The organism is Paenibacillus arenosi, assembly GCF_014841135.1.
Lineage (GTDB): Bacteria > Bacillota > Bacilli > Paenibacillales > Paenibacillaceae > Paenibacillus_B > Paenibacillus_B arenosi.
Genome location: NZ_JACYTN010000013.1, coordinates 69357 through 87180 on the forward strand (window position 1 = coordinate 69357; position 17824 = coordinate 87180).

14 protein-coding genes and 2 pseudogenes are annotated in these 17824 nt (G+C 44.5%); 5 read left to right on the forward strand and 11 right to left on the reverse strand.

Annotation, left to right across the window (positions count from 1 at the left end; translation table 11 throughout):
* Window positions 1-726 carry a 23S rRNA pseudouridine(2604) synthase RluF gene (gene rluF / locus IFO66_RS15230; RefSeq protein ID WP_192025980.1) on the reverse strand — a complete coding sequence of 242 codons (726 nt, stop codon included), beginning with the start codon at window positions 724-726 and terminating at the stop codon, window positions 1-3.
* A 326-nt stretch (window positions 727-1052) separates the two neighbouring features.
* Between rluF and IFO66_RS15235 the strand changes: the two genes are divergently transcribed.
* The 3 genes from IFO66_RS15235 to IFO66_RS15245 are packed head-to-tail and all read left to right on the forward strand — an operon-like array spanning window position 1053 to window position 2946.
* A complete protein-coding gene (locus IFO66_RS15235) occupies window positions 1053-1388 on the forward strand; it encodes a GntR family transcriptional regulator (protein ID WP_192026016.1) in 336 nt (111 codons plus the stop codon).
* Window positions 1385-2284: an ATP-binding cassette domain-containing protein gene (locus IFO66_RS15240; protein WP_192025981.1), complete on the forward strand. Its 900-nt coding sequence runs from the start codon at window positions 1385-1387 to the stop codon at window positions 2282-2284. The genes IFO66_RS15235 and IFO66_RS15240 overlap by 4 nt, the downstream gene beginning before the upstream one ends.
* Window positions 2281-2946 carry a hypothetical protein gene (locus IFO66_RS15245; protein WP_192025982.1) on the forward strand — a complete coding sequence of 222 codons (666 nt, stop codon included), beginning with the start codon at window positions 2281-2283 and terminating at the stop codon, window positions 2944-2946. The genes IFO66_RS15240 and IFO66_RS15245 overlap by 4 nt, the downstream gene beginning before the upstream one ends.
* A 146-nt stretch (window positions 2947-3092) precedes the next feature.
* Here the strand turns inward: IFO66_RS15245 and IFO66_RS15250 are convergent, their stop codons facing one another.
* The 6 genes and pseudogenes from IFO66_RS15250 to tnpA all read right to left on the reverse strand — a co-directional run bounded on the left by IFO66_RS15250 (window position 3093) and on the right by tnpA (window position 8961).
* The gene (locus IFO66_RS15250; RefSeq protein ID WP_192025983.1) at window positions 3093-3929 is read right to left on the reverse strand and encodes an alpha/beta fold hydrolase; all 837 of its coding nucleotides are present in this window, start codon (window positions 3927-3929) and stop codon (window positions 3093-3095) included.
* Window positions 3930-4026: 97 nt separating this feature from the next.
* Window positions 4027-6708: a PAS domain-containing protein gene (locus tag IFO66_RS15255; protein WP_192025984.1), complete on the reverse strand. Its 2682-nt coding sequence runs from the start codon at window positions 6706-6708 to the stop codon at window positions 4027-4029.
* A 226-nt stretch (window positions 6709-6934) separates the two neighbouring features.
* Window positions 6935-7338 (reverse strand): annotated as a pseudogene (locus IFO66_RS15260) (3-oxoacyl-[acyl-carrier-protein] synthase III C-terminal domain-containing protein); the annotation flags it as partial.
* On the reverse strand, window positions 7275-7448 hold the full coding sequence (locus IFO66_RS15265) for a hypothetical protein (protein WP_192025985.1): 174 nt from the start codon (window positions 7446-7448) through the stop codon (window positions 7275-7277). The gene IFO66_RS15265 and the pseudogene IFO66_RS15260, both read right to left, overlap by 64 nt.
* A 30-nt stretch (window positions 7449-7478) precedes the next feature.
* A pseudogene (locus IFO66_RS15270) lies at window positions 7479-8557 on the reverse strand (RNA-guided endonuclease InsQ/TnpB family protein).
* Window positions 8558-8562: 5 nt separating this feature from the next.
* Window positions 8563-8961, reverse strand: a complete 399-nt coding sequence (gene tnpA, locus IFO66_RS15275; RefSeq protein ID WP_192025986.1) for an IS200/IS605 family transposase — start codon at window positions 8959-8961, stop codon at window positions 8563-8565.
* Window positions 8962-9483: 522 nt separating this feature from the next.
* On the opposite strand from tnpA, the gene IFO66_RS15280 reads away from it, so the two are divergent.
* Entirely contained in the window at window positions 9484-10248 is a 765-nt protein-coding gene (locus IFO66_RS15280) for a TrmB family transcriptional regulator (protein ID WP_192025987.1), read from the forward strand.
* Between the two features lie 211 nt (window positions 10249-10459).
* On the opposite strand, the gene IFO66_RS15285 is transcribed toward IFO66_RS15280, so the two are convergent.
* Window positions 10460-11650 carry an MFS transporter gene (locus tag IFO66_RS15285; protein ID WP_192025988.1) on the reverse strand — a complete coding sequence of 397 codons (1191 nt, stop codon included), beginning with the start codon at window positions 11648-11650 and terminating at the stop codon, window positions 10460-10462.
* 137 nt (window positions 11651-11787) lie between these two features.
* Here IFO66_RS15285 and IFO66_RS15290 point away from each other — a divergent pair, with 137 nt between their 5' ends.
* A complete protein-coding gene (locus tag IFO66_RS15290; RefSeq protein WP_192025989.1) occupies window positions 11788-12288 on the forward strand; it encodes a GNAT family N-acetyltransferase in 501 nt (166 codons plus the stop codon).
* Window positions 12289-12453: 165 nt separating this feature from the next.
* On the opposite strand, the gene IFO66_RS15295 is transcribed toward IFO66_RS15290, so the two are convergent.
* Genes IFO66_RS15295 through IFO66_RS15305 form a run of 3 tightly spaced genes read right to left on the reverse strand, consistent with a single transcriptional unit; the run spans window position 12454 to window position 17268 of the window.
* The gene (locus IFO66_RS15295; RefSeq protein WP_192025990.1) at window positions 12454-15351 is read right to left on the reverse strand and encodes a GAP1-N2 domain-containing protein; all 2898 of its coding nucleotides are present in this window, start codon (window positions 15349-15351) and stop codon (window positions 12454-12456) included.
* Window positions 15348-16610: a hypothetical protein gene (locus IFO66_RS15300; RefSeq protein WP_192025991.1), complete on the reverse strand. Its 1263-nt coding sequence runs from the start codon at window positions 16608-16610 to the stop codon at window positions 15348-15350. The genes IFO66_RS15295 and IFO66_RS15300 overlap by 4 nt, the downstream gene beginning before the upstream one ends.
* Before the next feature lie 13 nt (window positions 16611-16623).
* Entirely contained in the window at window positions 16624-17268 is a 645-nt protein-coding gene (locus tag IFO66_RS15305) for a beta-mannanase (protein WP_192025992.1), read from the reverse strand.
* Window positions 17269-17824 lie beyond the last annotated feature (556 nt).

Here is a 17824-nt window from a genome sequence, read left to right on the forward strand (position 1 = left end):
CTAGTAGGCCCTTCCTTTTTTGCCGTCTCGGCTTACATGCCCAGTCAGCTTCATAATTTCAGCAAGCTCTTTATCAGTCAAATCACGCCACTGTCCTCTTTTCAGGCTGCCCAGATGAACGTTCATAATACGGATACGCTTCAGCTTCACAACCTTAAAGCCGAACACTTCACACATGCGACGAATTTGGCGGTTCAATCCTTGCGTCAGCACGATATTGAACATACGCTCACCAATTTGGGTCACTTGGCAAGGTTTTGTTTTTGTACCTAAAATTCGAACGCCACGGGACATGCCGTCCACGAACGTTTGATTAATAGGCTTATCCACGGTCACGATGTATTCCTTATCGTGGTCGTTCTCCGCACGTAAAATTTTGTTGACGATATCCCCGTCATTCGTAAGCAAGATCAACCCTTCAGAATCTTTATCAAGACGTCCAATCGGGAAAATGCGCTCTTTGTGATTCACGAAGTCCACGATATTGCCTTGGACATGATGCTCGGTTGTGCTCGTAATTCCTACGGGTTTATTCAAAGCGATGTATACGGTATTTCTTTTATTCCCGATTGGCTTGCCATCTACACGAACATCATCGCCGTCTTCTACCGTGCTCCCTAATTCGGCTACCTTGCCGTTAATCGTAACACGTTTGGCATCTACCCACTTGTCAGCTTCGCGTCTGGAGCAGATGCCTGTCTCACTAATAAATTTATTAATTCTCATTGGTAATCCCTTTCTATGTCGCGGCGAATTCGTATTTGCTCCTAACGTCATATCGAATTCCCTTTATATACAGGTTTGAAAAACGATCCTTACTTCAACATGGTCTATTATACTATATTTCTTGCTTGCGGGACGGTTATACATTTGAGCCTTTATTATACGGATAAGCGTAGCACGTTGGATTATCTAGCAAGAAGGTGAATTGTGGAATTCAACTAATTGACATGGTTCATTTTTCCAAGTATAGTTGATTACACAACTAATCAACCGACCAAGGGGAGGTGTTTGTAGTGGAATTGTTAACCGATGATGGTCGTCCTATATTTATGCAAATAGCAGAGCGTATTGAGGATGACATCATCGCAGGTCGATTAACCGAAGAGTCTCCGGTACCTTCTAAGAATCAATTCGCATCCTTTTATCAAATCAACCCGGCGACTGCAGCAAAAGGCGTTACTTTACTCGTTGAGCGAGGTATTTTGTATAAGAAGCGGGGGATAGGGATGTTTGTAGCGTCAGGTGCGCTGGATATACTCATCGAGCAGCGCAAAGAGAAGTTTTTCGAGCAGTATGTCATAACCTTGTTACGTGAAGCAGGGAAGTTGGGCATTACGGTAGATCAACTGACAGAGATGCTAGCGAGAGGAGCGAAGCAGGAATGAGCAACATCCTTGAATTGCAACGATTAACCAAGTCTTACGGTAGTGTAACAGCTATCCGCGACCTTACTCTCCATTTAACGCAGAATAAAATATATGGGCTGCTTGGTAGAAATGGGGCAGGTAAGACGACGTTGCTTCATATACTCAGCGCGCAGTTATTTGCTTCAAGTGGAGAAGTGAAGGTATTAGGGGAAGATCCCTTTGAAAATGAACAGGTGCTGCGGCAAATGTGCTTTGTAAAGGAAAGTCAGAAGTACCCGGAAACCTATCGTGTTATGGATGTATTAAAAGTTGCTTCTGCTTTGTTTCCTAACTGGGATGGAGACTATGCGAATATGCTGGTAAATGACTTTGAATTGCCGTTACAGCGGAATGTTCGCAAATTATCACGAGGTATGCTTTCTGCGCTAGGTGTTATCGTGGGGCTTGCCAGCCGAGCACCGATTACAATATTCGATGAACCGTATCTAGGTCTTGATGCTGTAGCTAGAGGCATATTCTACGATCGATTGCTTGAGGACTATGAGGAGCATCCAAGAATGATTATTTTGTCTACTCACTTGATTGATGAAGCGAGCAGAATACTTGAACATGTTGTCCTCCTTGAGCAGGGTAATGTTTTGATTAATGAAGATGTCGACCAGCTTAGAGAGAGGGCGTTTACGGTCGTCGGAACAGCATCCAAAGTTGAAAGCTTCCTAATGGGCAAGAACGTTGTACATCTCGAGGAATTCGGCGGATTGCTTAAGGCAACCTTGGTGAATAGCAGAGAAGCAGGCGACTGCCGTCAGCAAGCGCAGGAACTGGAATTAGAAGTTGTCCCATTATCACTGCAACAACTTATCGTGTATTTGACGAATAAAAAGGATGAGAGAAAGGTAGTTGAATCCCGATGAATCGAATACAAGGTGTCGTCACCATATACCTCAGAGACAAATGGATTTGGTTTCTGACTCCCCTTATCATTATAAGTTCTGCCTTAATTCCTAACCTCATCATTAGCAGCTTCATCAGTTACTATATATCGCTTGCCTTCATTTTAGTGTCATCCAGTTGGGTCTACATGTTCGTAACAGGGATCGTAAGCGTACCACAGACGTTCTCGTTTGCGATCGGTATGCAAGTTAGGAGAAAGGATTATTTCTTAGGGACTTCCTTCATGGCTGTTATGATAGCAGCGGGCCTTACGTTGTTTTCTCTTATTCTCATTATATTGGAACTGGAGTTGTCCGATCGATGGGGGCTCCAACTTGTGGAGGGGGTCAATATACTCGAACTTTTTGGAATTTTGTTTGTGTTATTCATGCTATTTTTCTATATCGGTTTTATCATTTCGAGTGCATTTCAGCGCTACAAAGCCAAAGGGCTGCTAACTGTGCTGACGATCTTAATTATACCTCCTTGCTTGTTTCTGCTGTCGCTCGTATATGAAGATGGGCACGAGTTGTATATGTGGCTAATTTCCATTTCACTTGCTGAAATTTCGCTATGGTCGATTCCACTGACTGTCGTTTGCGGATTCCTATCCTATCGTTTGCTGCGAAGAGCTTCCGTTTAATGTCTTGCTACTTTGTTTCTTCTTCGTTACCTGCTAGTTCAGTCAAACTTTCAAAGTAAAACAACGAAAAACCTTCGCTCCACGATGCTGGGGGAAGGTTTTGTGTGTTTATATCATGTTCATAGCGATAAGCTCTATTCACTTAATCAGATTTCTTCTTCACCTGTGAAATACCGTAAGCTATTCAGAAATGACAGAAGCTCCTTGTTGAACTTCTCACGTTCATCATAGAAACTGCCGTGACCAGAATGCTCAAATGGGGCAAGGAGAGATCCCTTTATCCCTTCATTCATGGCAATAGCAAGTGGGTAAGGGGCGACTTTGTCATACTTGCCATGAAAAATAGCTGTAGGGACATGGACCTTAGCCAGATCAGCGCGCAGATCTTCGTCTCTTAGTGACTTTAATGTCTCATAGGTTGCATGGGAATCTGCCTCTAGACCAAGCAGTTGGAACCAATTACGGAAGCTGTTACTAATCGGCTTGGCAAAAAAGATATCTCCGAAATTGGTCAGCAATTGCGGTCGATCCTTGTCATTCAGCTCCAGCAAGGCATCGACTTCGGCTTTGGTGAAGCCATAGGGGAAGCCGGGCCTTTGCGTAAAGGCAGGTGCCGCTGCATCAACTAAGATAAGCTGTGCAACTCGCTTCCCTGCATGACGCGCCATATAGCGAATCGCTATGGCTCCTCCCATGGAGAAACCGATTAGCCGTACATTTTTCAAGCGAAGAGCTTCCAATACCTCATAAATATCATCGGCCATCCGATTATAAGAATAGCCTTGCCAAGGCCGATCAGACTTGCCAAATCCCCGCAGATCAATGCCAATCGTACGATAGCCATACTTAGGCAGCTGAGATGCTTGGTATTCGAACATCTTATGATTGACGGGCCAGCCATGAATGAGGACGACGGGCTTACCTGTTCCAACATCCTCTACATACACATTCACACCTTTTTCAACGGGCACGTAATATCCCATTTTCCTCACTCCCTCTGCGTCCGTTCTGCTAAGTATCTTATCTATTCAGCTTATGAGGGAGGAGGAGGTGAAATGCTCTAGCCTAAACGGCAATTCCTCAAGTTGTGCATTGTTGTTCTGCCACTGCGGCACAAGGCAAGGAGAACGTGAAGGTCGAGCCAGCACCAACCTCACTGGATACGGTAATCATACCGCCCATTAACTCTACAAGTTTTTTGCAAATGGCAAGCCCAAGTCCTGTTCCGCCATATTTGCGATTAATGGCAGGGTGTAGTTGGGTGAAGGATTGGAACAGCAAATGCTGCTTGTCCATATCGATACCGATACCTGTATCCTGAACGGAGCAAATAAGCAGCATGTCACGATCATCCGCGCCTCTCGCCATTTCGATAGTAATGCCAATGCTCCCTGCTTCAGTGAACTTGATTGCATTGCTCGTTAGGTTGAGCAGCACTTGCTTAATTCGTGAAGCGTCGCCTAAGAACAGTGGGAGATCGCTTTCGATTGAATACGTTAAGCCAAGTTGTTTCTCTGCCGCTCTTGCACGGAATAAGTTCATGATCGTATCGATGATCGATTGCATGTGTACCGGTTCATGATGAAGATCCATCTTGCCCGCTTCAATTTTGCTGAAATCAAGGATCTCGTTAAGTAGGTGAAGCAGGGTGTCGCTGCTCTGTTTTACGATTTCGGTATACATGCGCTGTTCTTCTGTTAACTGGGTATCACTCAGTAAATGAATCATGCCGATAATGCCGTTCATCGGGGTGCGTAGTTCATGACTGACAACCGCTAAAAATTCAGATTTGGCACGATCCGCCTGTTCCGCCGCTTCTTTTGCTTTCAGTAGCTCTTTCTCATTCGTAATGTCATGGAAAGTTACGACGGCACCCTTGCGTTCGCCATTGTCATAGATCGGTGTAACTTGATAGCTGACTAGGAAGCTGGTACCGTCTTTGCGCCAGAAGACAGCTTCATTTGCATGCAGTGATATTCCTTGGTGAAGTGCTAATTGGATCGGCGTCTCATGAGCAGGATAATAGCAGTTATCCTGACCTATTTGCTCAATCCAGCCAAGATGATTGCTGCCGCACCACTCCTCTTGGGTGAAGCCAAGCATAGCTGCACCGGAAGGATTAATAAACATGGAGCGACCATCCAGATCGAGTCCAAATATACCTTCCGTTACGGAGTTGAGAATCAGAGAATGCTCATTGCTCAATTTCTCTATTTGTTCAATATAACGCATTCTTTCTGTAATATCTGTCGTAATACCGTACACGCCGACTATCCGATTATCCAAAATAATCGGAACATTAATAACATTGACATCAATACGATGGCCGTCACGATGCTTAAGCCCGATCTCATACATTTGCGGCAGTCCCTGTTTGGCGAGACTAAAGTGATACGATGTTTTTTCTAAATCTTCCGGGTCAACGAGCGGTCCAAAATGACACTCGATCAGTTCTTGCTGCGTATACCCTGTTAACATTTCTTGACCATAGTTCGCGCTTAACAAATTGCCATCCAAGTCAAGTGAAGCAACACCTGACGGATTATATTCAAATAAGGACTTATACTCTTGGAGCTGTAGGTCTAATCGCTTGCGCTCCGTAATATCACGCGAAATGGCAATTAGTTCTTGTACTTGTCCATGCTCATCATAAATGCATTGACTGGTCGTCTCGAACCACATGTACGTACCATCATGACGACGGAAGCGGAAAGAAACGGGCGCAGATGCTTTTCCTTGCCTAATGTCCGATAAATAGTTGCGGAGCGAATCTGCATCTTGGGGATGAACATAGCTTGTCCCTGTAGTGCCTATCATCTCTTCTGGTTCATAGCCTAGCATGCGCCGACATATTGGCGAAGCATACAGATAAGTCGCATCGTTATCAGGTGCATGACGGGAAATAAAGTCGAGCGCATATTCAGATATGCGTCGATAGTTCTTCTCGCTTTCCTGCAGCCGTTTCTCTGTTCGTACCCGTGCTGTAATATCTTGAACCATCCCGATGAGTTGAATCGGTTTGCCGTTCCCATCCTTGAGTATTTCCCATTGCGCATGAACGGTCTTCGTGACTTGTCCGGGAAGGTTGATGCGATGGACAACATCACCGGATCTGCCATGAACAATGGCTTCATGAATACAATGTTCGATATTGGCATAATCGTCAGGATGGACGAACTGCGAGAAGGGAATTTCATTGAGATAAGTTGGTTGGAGCATATGATCAAAAATAAGCCGAGCTTCCTGTGAGAAATGCAGGCGATCATTGGTCAAATCCCAGTACCAGGAGCCCATATTGGCAATACGAAAGGCTTGGGACATGGACTGGTACAAGCATTCATCTTCTGTATATATTGTTTTCTCAGATTCCAGCTTCATTTTGTGGGCACTGATATCAACGGCTTCTTGAATCAGATACATAGGCACTTCTGATTCGGGATTAGTAAATTTGGAAACCGTAATAGATGCCCAAACTTCATGCCCAGCCTTATGCAGGTAGCGCTTTTGAAACGTATGTTTTTCTTTTGGAGAGGTTCGAATCTGAGCTAATATAGGTTCCACCTCGCATCGATCTTGATCATCAGGATGCGTTAGCATTTTGTCCGTTACATTCATTATTTCAGTTGGCGTATAGCCAAGCATATTGCTGTATGCAGGATTGATGCTAATCCATGTCCCATCGGTAGGAGACAAGAGCGCGAGACCGTTCGAAGCTTGATTAACCATATAAGCAAATACTGTACTGTCAATTTGACCTGTCATGATTGGGCTGCCTCACTTTGAAAGTTGAATAGGTATAGACTTCTCATTAACGTGAATAGGGGTCCGTCCGATTGGTTCATTTCATGAAAATGAAGTCGATACCTATTACTTAACACCATTTACTTGATTTGTATCAGCAGAAGCAAAATAGATAAATAAGAACAGGTAGAGGAAAGGACCGTCTTTGAAGTGTCTATGCTCCATAAACGATCCTGCTACAACGTCTTTATGTTGTTTCCGGGTCAAGATTCCATTGAAGGAGGAGGCCAGCATACGTTAAGCCGCCGCCGAATCCGAATAGAATGAGATGATCCCCATTTTGCAGCTTACCCTGTTCAAGACCCACCTGAATAGCAAGTGGAATCGAAGCCGTAGAGTTATTGCCATAATATTCAATGCTTGATAGAAAGCGCTCGATCGGAACATCGATGCGCTCGCTGATGGACTCTAAAATACGTTGGTTGGCGCTATGTGGGACAATCCTGATACATATACATGTTTATCGCCTTCACCTTTCGTTCCTTGAACCGCACTGATAAAGCTAGGATGTTGGGCATCGCGCTCTACTAGGGCAGCACCAGCTCCGTCTCCAAATAAAATGCAAGTCGTACGGTCTGTATAATCCTTGACACTCCCACGGCTAAAGCCGCAAGGTCACTAAAGTGACTGGGATTCTTAGCTAGTTTTGCGTCCGCAGTCCATTTCTGTTTTGGACAACTGCTAAGATTAGGGCGTGCCATCGCCCCTCCTAAGCCAGATCATATAGATGCTTAGGCTGATTGACTGTTGCCGCCAACCACAGGTGCATAACGAATGTTCATAGCGCCCACCACATCACGATGTTTCTTGAATCCACACGCGCACATATACCTTCTATCTATTGCTTTATTCTTTTCGGAACACTTCGGACATGTTTGTGAAGTATAAGCAGGATTCACATACTCCACTTTGATTCCTGCTAAGTTCGCCTTGTACTCGATATAAGAAGATAGGCGATAGAAAGACCATGTATGTAGATTCTTTTCGTTTTTACGACTTGTTCTTGTCGTCTGTCTTATATTCGCTAACTGTTCCAATCTAATGACAGAAACTTTATTGTCGACTGCAAAATTAACGATTTGGCGACTCACTTTGTGATCTTTATCTTTCATCCACCGTTGTTCTTTGTCATCTAGCCTACGGATTGCGTTTACTTTCTTTTGTTTCCCTAGTTTTTTACGTATAGATCGAGCCTTTCTTTTCATGTACTTGTTCTCTCGTCCATTTCCAAAAAACGAACCTTATCATCGTCAGTTACTGCAACCGCAGGTATTTTCAACCCTAAATCGACGCCTAAAATCTTCATGCCAGTTCTTTCAATCGTTGGAATCGTCACTGATATTTGTGCTATCCACTTATCTGATTTCTCAGTGATACGAAGAGTTCCAAGTTTATGTGTAAGCAAATTAAAATTGCGATTACCTTTGTCTATTAACAAAGCGCGAATTTTAATTCTCTTTGATTTTCCATCAACCATGAATGGAAGGGAGATATGTGTGAAATCAAAAGAATAGTTTTGATTGTTCCATACACAAACAGGTTTTTTTAGACTTGGAATAATCTTGTATTTACTCTTTTTCACTTTAGTTGAGAAGACACTTTTCGCATCCTTGATCGCTTGGTTTTTTACCGCACTTGGCAGATTAGCAAAAACGTCCTTTGTCGTCTTCTTTGTACTTTTCATTTCTTCTACCATTTCGGCTACAAGTGCATTAATGACTTGAATATATTCTTGTCCACTTCGCTTCAACATCTTGATTTGTTCTGAGGTTGGAAGTAGTTTTACCTTGACTGTCACTGTTTGACTCATGCGTATCACCCCCTCGTCTTTTGTTGCTCTACATAACGTTTAACTGTTTCATTGGATACATTTCCTGCCGTAGAAACAAAGTATGATCGTGTCCAAAGACTAGGCAAATGCCGAAGATGTGGAAATTCTTCGCGTAGTTGTTTAGATGTGACTCCTTTCACTTTTGCCATAATATCAGCAGGACTTAACGAAGGCAGAGCATTCAGAAACATGTGAGTATGATCTTTATCGCACTCAAGGGCTACAATTTCAATACTTAGTTCCGAACATACGTCTTTCACAATCTCTTTGAATCGTTGCTCAACTTCTGACTTTAGAAATATCTTTCGCCTGTATCGTGGACAAAACACAAAATGATAGTTAAGCAAGGATACCGTTGTGGATGTTCTTCTATATTCATTCATGCTAGTGTTTTATCAGTTGATAGATAAAACTGCAACAACAAAGACACAAGTCAACAATTTTCGGATACTTTAAGCACCACAAACCTTCGGCTATAGTGGTACTCTGTATACGACCTCACTTTCATCCCACATCTAAAGAAGTGGGCTTTCCCGTTCGGGAAGGGCTGTAATCTTGGTTAGTGTTTCTGCTCATATAGGTAAAAGTTATAAATTTGCGTGTAAGCTATCGAGAACAATCATAACCTTTATATGGAATAATGAGCAAGCAGATACACATGTGCGTCTGCTACGACTATTTTCGTTTACTTGTTATATAGGGAAGAAGATATTTGTTTTTAAAATGGGTTGACCTTTACGCAGCGTCAATGTGTAGGATGAAAACATCACTAGTGAGCAGCGAATTGCAATTAGGCGTTAGCAACTGCGGATGGCTTACAAGCGCATCTATTTGCATCTATTCGTACTTTCGGTAAGATAAAGGGATACAACATGCAGTCATATGCAGACATTTAAGGAGGTACTATGCTGCAACGATTCGGTTATTCCCAATATGAAAGTAAAGTGTACGAGACGTTAGCTACGAGTGAGCAAGCGATGGATGCAACGTCCATTGTGAAGTATTCGGGTGTACCAAAGGCAAAAATATATGAAGTACTAAGCCGTTTAGCAGAGAAGGGCATCATACTCGATGCAATCTCAGGCAAGAAGCGTACGTATGCGGCACTTCCGATTCAAGTCGTTATAGATAAGCTGACTCGTGAATTCGAGCAGGATATTACGCAGCTGAGAGCAAGTGTCGTGCGCCGCAATTATGGTGATGATCAAGTATGGAGCCTGAAGTCTCAAAGCTCGATTGCTGCTTATTGTAAAGAAATGATTGCTGGGGCACAGCAGTCGATCGTCGTGTCGATGTGGGCGGATGAGTTTGCAGGTTATGCGAATACCTTCGAGCAAAAAGAGCAAGTAGGGGTTCAAGTAGAGGCGCTGGTCATTGGTACTGATTCTGTAGATGTCGAGTTATCTAAGCTGCATTTTCTTACTCCTGCTGAGGGAACGGCGCATATGGAGCGGTTTACTCTTGTTGTAATTGACGGCAAGCAGGTATTGTTTGCAGGCATGGAGGACGGCAGTTGGCATGCGATTCGGACCCAGGCACAGCCGTTTGTGAAGTTCTTTACGGAGTTCTTCTATCATGATGTAGCTCTTGCGAAAATTTCACTCAAATATGTAGACGAGCTATTGCAGGATGATGAAATGCGTTCTCTGCTCCTGCGACTGCGCTATTAATTAGAATCATAGTGATTGACACCTACGGTGCAGAGTGCATGGGAATATGGTTGTGGTAAATGAAAAACAGGTCCTGCTATTCATATAGATTGATGTGAATAGCAGGACCTGTTTTATTAATATGAAGGCGATATACGATTCACGTACACGACGTGATTCATATTATTCATGTGGTTAATGATTGTTTGAACAATACCAGATGGTATGCATGCTACGCTTTAGCTGCAAGCTTCGTCGTCGCCAAAGGCTGCTTAACAGCACGTGAACGGCGGCTAAGTGAGAATAATGCGCTTGCTAGTCCAAGCATGGCGATACCTCCACCGATCCAAGGGTTCATTGCGACAGATGCTTCATTAATCGCGATCCCTCCAATAAAGGAACCACAAGCAATACCAAGGTGCATGATGGACGTATTCAAGCTGAGCTGAATGTCCGCTGTTTCAGGCGCCGATTGCATCAAGTACGTTTGTTGTGCTGGTGAGATGGCCCAACTTAGTGCACTCCATACCATAACGACCGCCAAGAAGACGTAGAAGGAAACCTGTGCAGCCAAGGGCAATACAAACATAGACACAGCGAAGCTTGGTACGATAATTAGAAGTGCTTTGTGTGTACCTATACGATCTGCAATCCATCCGCCGATGCCGCCGCCAGATACGGCCGCGATGCCGAACAAGAAGTAGATCATGCTCATTGTGCTTGCACTAACGTTAAAGTTCGATTGTACATAAGGTGCAAAGTAAGCATACAGCGTTAGATGACCCGTCAACAGCAGGAATGAAATCAATTGACCGCTGACAATTTTACTGTCCTTTAACGAAGCAAGCTGCTTGCGCAGTGGAATAATCGGATTCGGCGCCGTCTTCTCCATCAGCAGCTGTATACAAATCATCGCGATTGCACTTAGTGCAGCAATGAAGAAGAATGGAGCACGCCATCCGTAGGCATTGCCCAATACCATACCAAGCGGGACACCTAGTACAAGTGATCCGCTAATCCCCATAAAGATGGTGCCGATTGCACGTGCCTTATGGGAAGGTGGGACAAGTTGGGATGCCATCATAATCGATAGTACGATGATGATCGATCCGCTCATGGCGGAAAGAGCACGAGCTGCAAGAATAACATTGTAGCTGGAGCTCATGGCAACGATTAGATTGGCGATCATGAACACGAATAGGGAGATTATATATAACTTCTTCCGGTCCATTTTCGCCGTGACATTCATTAATATAGGTGCAGATACAGCGAAAGCTACTGAGAATACTGTTATAAAATGACCAGCTGCACTAACGGACACGTTCAAGTCAGCTGCGATCAGTTCAAGAATACCACCGACGATGAGCTCCACTGTGCCGACAACAAAAGCTGCAATAGCTAAAATATATACGCGAAACGGCAAAACGACACATCCTTATCTTTAAAAGTTACTACTATTATAGTAACCTTTTTGAAATGGATCAATGTTTTATTTCAAATTGTGAGGAATAGGCGTACATGATAATTATACGTACAGCATGATTAGGAGGATAAACGATTATGATCACTAGGTTACATACTTCACCGGAAGTAAAGTTAGCATTTTATCGATCCGAGCATTTAGCTTCATTGAAGCAGTTTAAGCTACCTAAGGAGCAGGAGAAATTCACGGCATTGCCAGTAGAAATGTTGGAGGTAGTGACGGAAGGACAATATCTCGTCGTCATTGAGCATGACTCAGATGCAGTTGGTTTCTTTATGCTGCATGCAACGAAGCGAGTGAAGCAGTACACCGACAATTCCCACGCGATGCTGCTAACCGCACTATCGATTGATCATGCTCAGCAAGGAAGAGGGTTTGCGAAGCGGGGAATGAAGCAGTTAAGTGCGTTTGTAAAAGAACATTTTCCAAGCTGCAATGAGATTGTTTTAGCTGTCAATCATCGAAATACGGCTGCACAACAGCTTTATTTGAATGTGGGGTTTGAGGATAGCGGGAGGAGAAAGGAAGGACCACTGGGAGAGCAGTGGATTATGAGTTATTTGATTACTAGTGAATGAATCGACATATGACACACAAAAAAAGGCTACCATTGTTTGAACGTTTCCATTGGTTAGATACGTCTAACGATTTGGATATGTGTTCATAAACATGGTAGCCTTTTCGATTGCGACTATATAGATGGCAACTAACTTAGACAAGCCATTCCACTTTGCTTCATTAATTTACTCACCAGTGGGCTGCTTTGGTTCAGAAAGCGTGTATGTCTGCTCACCGATTCGAATACGTGCACCAGCTTGCAAATCCATCTTCTCTGCAAGTGGAAGCTTCACTTGATAGGGAACTGCATCACAAGAAGCTGTCGGTGTCATGATGGACAACGATTGCTCTTGAGCTTGCTCGTTGACAGGCAATATACTTGCGCTGGCAGGCTTAGATTGCTCTAGCACTTTGCAAGGTTCGGTAGTCTCAAATTCAAATACAAGCTGTGTTGTATCGTTACTCGTATCAGTACTTGATTCACTTGATTCGTTACCTGTACCTTCCTTTACCTGTTCCACATAAACGGCAGAAAGACCTGGTATAACAGACGGTTCAGCTGTATTAGCTGAGTCCGTTGGAGTCGCTGGATTGCTTGTATTGGGGTCTGTGGGGTCTGCCACAGCTCCGAGAGCAGAATCCGTTGTTGCAGTTGGAGCTTCTGTAGTTCCAAATACACCTCCAGCATACAGCCCTACAGTCGTACTCACTATAACAACAGCTGTACCGACCGAGAACAAGACAACATTTTTACGTTTGTTAAATAGTCTAGCCAAAGGCGATGACAACTCATAGCGCGCCTTTTCATATACAGGTTCTAGTGCTGGTCCAGCTTGTTCAAAATATTGCTTCCGATATTGGCGAGACTTAAACGCATCCTGATCATGACGTTTAAAATAAGTAATGATTGCTGCCGCATAGTTCGGATGGAGCTTGCGAGCTCGTATAAAGCTAGGGTGCGTTTCAGACCAGTTAAAGAACTGGTATAACGTCTCCCGACCTTGTGCATGTGTATGAATAAACTGCAGCATCGTCCCATACTCCACAACACCCTCATCGGTATCCTGACAAAATGCCAATACAAGTTTATCGAATTGACCATTTTGTAAATCTTGTTGCAGCCAGCGCTGTCCAAGTTTCTGAACGCGATCAAGTTCAGCAGGGGACAAATTATCAAATATCGTTGCATCTGGCTTGGTAAATGAGAACCACTGATACGCTGCCAGCATCACAGCTGCCTTAGCGCGTATACGTTGGTCATAGCGAGTGACCCATGCGCGGAACTCAGCCGCTTCTTCTAGGAAGCCTACTTGCAACAGCTGCTGCTTGGTTACTTGATCCAAGTCAAGCTCTGTGAGCAGGAATTGGTTCGCTGCATACAGCAGCTGCAGCAACAAAGGACTGTTGCCATCCTGTTCGTGCGGCTCTGTTTTCGACGGTTTAGTCGACGCAGAATGAACGGGCTTCATTTGCTCTAGTTGATGGATTTGTTCTAACACATCGTTCACAGCTGTAACGAGATCTGGAGCGCGACGAAGCTTATCCTCCAAATGATAGTGAGCCATCTCGCTATAAGCAGGCAAGCTTAGCAACTGATGGTGTCGTAACGTCCAATCGTGCAAGATCCGCACAGCTTCTTCTGCCGAACTTGTCTGCTGAAGCTTATGATGAAGAAACGGCATAAATAACGTTCCTGCCAATCCTCCGTTCAGCACTTTATCAAATAAAGGCTTACTTAACTCATTACTGCGCTCGATCAAGGCATAGATAGCATTCGCTTCTTGCGTACGTTGAGCTGCCAGGGCATGATTAAGGGCGCTAATTAAGAAGCCGATAAATGCTTCACGGATAGTCGTCCCATTTCGCTGATCGTATTCTTTAAACCGTTCCACAACAGCAAGCTCTGGAACATGACGCTGCTTAACGGCTTCGTATTCGCGTTGAAATAGCTGTACGAATAGGTTGTTGAGCTGCTGTTTCTTCTGTAGAGCTTCTTCAGGTGCCAAATAGTCCAGTAGCGTCTGCAGCACAGGAATCCGATTCTGTTCATACAGCGAATGTTTACCTTCTTCGATTTGGAACAATACCGCCAACTCATGATAGCTTGCTAATGACATACTGCGTGCTGGCCCCATGTCCGAGAGCATATGCTCCGCATAGGTGTAGAAGCTTGTAGCGCGTTCTACACGATCAAGATTTCGCCAAGCAAAGTCAAGATACGGCTGCTGGGCGAGATCGGCTTCTACGTTCGTAACGCGTTGAGCTGTTAGATCAAACGTGTAGTCCTTTTCAATTGCACGATCTCCTGGACGCAGGCTGCCTTTTTCTACGAACGTCACATGAACGCCTTTTTTGCTCTGCGGTTCTTTTGCATAGGAGAGGAAGCCAAGCTGTGCACGGAAAGCATACGGCATACTTGCATATAAAATGCCTAGCAGCTTCCTAGCAATAGCCGAAGTCTGACTAATGGGCACGTCTAATGCGATATAGACTTTCTTTTTGTTCGCAACAGCCGACATTACAGCAAACAGCATCTGCTTGAACATGGTTTCATCTATACCTAGCTGAGCCAGCACAGAGCGCATGGCAGCAGGGCTTTCAATGTTCCATTCCTCTTTGACTTCTGCGGCGCTCGCAGTTGTCAGCTCAGCAAGCTCAGGCAGTTCGGCACCATTTTCAAGTTGGTAACTACGAACGAATGTTGCATTCAACCAAGATACATAGTCGGTTACAAGTTCTTGCGAGCGCTCCGCAGGAATGACATAGTTATGTGTAAAAAAAGCACTGCGCAAACCTGTAAAGTCCGCGGCTTGATAGACACTGCACCCAAGCACTATTTGTCCGCCCTCCGTATGGATCAGATGGACAGCTTCAGGATATTGCGATTCATCCTTTTCCCCGACATTGCTTAATTGAGCGGGTGCATCGTACATACAGAACGGATGCAAAATCTTTTTAATAAAAGCAGGGTCTAGACCATTTGAACGGGCAATCGTATCATAGCCTTCCGTCGATCGGAAAATGCCGCTCCGCTCACGCGTGTACATTTGCTGCTGAATCAACGGGGGAGTGGACCGATTCAATGTTCTTCTCTCCCCTCAATATAGTTGAGCTTGTGCAGCAGCCAGACGAATGGCTCATCGACCCGAATCGGATTGACTACGCCTTGCAGCTTCTGATTGACCGGATTGCTACCTAATGCAGATACGGCGAAATACGATGTGTTCGTGAAGTAAACGTCCATCGTACCTTTGAATGGGCGATCTACTTTTTCAATAAAGCGACGTACTTCTCCATCGATATTCGCTTGTTCTGTCAAATTAAGATATTTACGATGAACCATGTTGTTGAAAATATTACTGTTTGGCTTCAAATAGTCATCGCCTTCGTCGGCCAGCGTATGGAGCATATCGCTCTTTGTTAGGACAACAGCTGTTGGAATATCGGTCTTCGTATTTTGCTCGTACGCGATAAAGTCGCCGAACATCGTCAGTACAACATCGCGCGGCTCATCATATTGAGATACCCATTCACCGGGGGTGTCGCCAGTGTTGATACGAATCTTCTCGCGAATGGAACGAATTTGCAGTGGATCGACCATAAATAAAATGCCCGCCGAGTTTTTGATGTGCTGACCGTGCAGACCAAGATAATCTTGATCGACCATACCTTCTCCTGCAACATCGAAGAACACCAGCGTTAGTGGCGGTTTCGTTTCATCTTTGAATACGAATTGGAAAATGAACGGCTCCTGCATCTTCTCTTTCTGAGTCGACGCAAGCAGATCCCCGCGCTCGAATAACGGCTCTTCGTACATCGTACGGAACTTACGGCTAATTTCGGCATTGAGCGGCATACAAGCGGCATCGAAATGATCGGCCGTTCGATGCTGCAGTGTATGGATGAGCGATGTCATATACACGGATTTACCAACTTGGGAAGCACCGATAATGGAAATAATATTGCTTGGCACTTTACCCGCCGTAATCGGCAATTCATTGTGACACGTCGGACAAAGCCTGCGGCGAGTCGTGACGCCGTAACGATCGTTGAGTCCCAATAGGACGTGATCGGAATAGATATGATGCTCCTCTGGAATATCACGTGGATACAGGATTGCCTCCATATCGTAGACGGAATCAAGGCCGAATCGCTCCCTGTATTTATTCAACGGTTCATCTTCCCGAAGTGCATAATCTTCATCGTCTTCGCGATGGTGAGTCGCACGGAATACGACCTCATCAGGTGTGAATTTGCTGAAGCAGTAGGGACATACAATATCGTAAAAAAGCGGCTTAGGCGCAGCTTGCGGTTTCTTTTTAAAAAGATCAAAAATACCCATGTTGTCTTCCTCCTTATTCCGGTATTAGTTCATACACCTGACCATAGTGGCGTCCGTCGGTGAAGAAGAGCCGGATGTAGTCGTCCTTGCCAACTTCGATAATTGGCAGCACGGTCTTGCCTGCAACGAATGACTCTACGAACGGATAGACGGTGCCATCTTCTTTGTTGACAGGGGAACCGCCTTGTTTTTTAACATAACAGAGCACGTCTTTGGCTAAGGGTACTTCCGTTGTTACTTGAATTTGCACGGTCTTGTAGCGCTTGAACCATCCGCTGCTCTGGCGAAGGGAGTAATAGATACGGGCTTTGCCCGTACTCATTAAAATACGGTTCCGCCCGTCAGGCTGATGAATGAGTGCTATTCCTTCGTCGGTATTTAGGCTGGCGTATACGGTGTAGGATAGCCTGCCGATTTTGTCAATTCGTTCATGATAGCCGTTGTTGGCTTTGTATTCATTTTTCGTGTATAGCTTAAGGCTGCTTGGCGACGGAGCTTCCTCTTCTTGCAGTTGTTGTCCGTCAACTGGCGCTCGCTGGATGTATACTGCCTGTACACCATCGGGCCATAGCCAGCGCAGCGTGCAGCGGTCTTCATCTATTTTGTAGGTAAGTTCACGGATGACTGGTGTCGTTGAATCCGCATTAATAACGTGCATATGTGTTAGCCCCCTGCATATGACAGTGTGACGCGGTTTTTTATAGATCAGATCTAGAGCATCATTTATAGCATTTATACAGCATGTTGAATCGATTTCTATTTCATAAATCCTACTACTATAACCTGTATGACCCGCATAGCTCGTATAACCTGTGAATAGCTCGTATAACTCGTATAATCTGTATAACCCGAATAGCTCGCATAACTCGTATAATCTGTATAACTCGAATAGCTCGCATAGCTCGCATAGATCGTATAACCCGCACAACTCGTATAATCCGCATAGCTCACATAACTCGTATAACCTGTATAGCTCGCGCATCGCGCATAACTCGCATCGTAACCGGCAGTGGCGTTATGGACAAAAATGCAGTTATTTTAAGTGGAAAACGCAATTTTACGGTATATTTGGACAAAAGTGCAGTTATTTTTCGCGATTAGGCACTCAAAAGGGGCTAGGGAACAAAAATAACTGCATTTTTGCCGATAATGCCCCAAATAAGCATGATTTTCGATTCAATAACTGCACATTTGTCACAATTAAAATTTCTAAA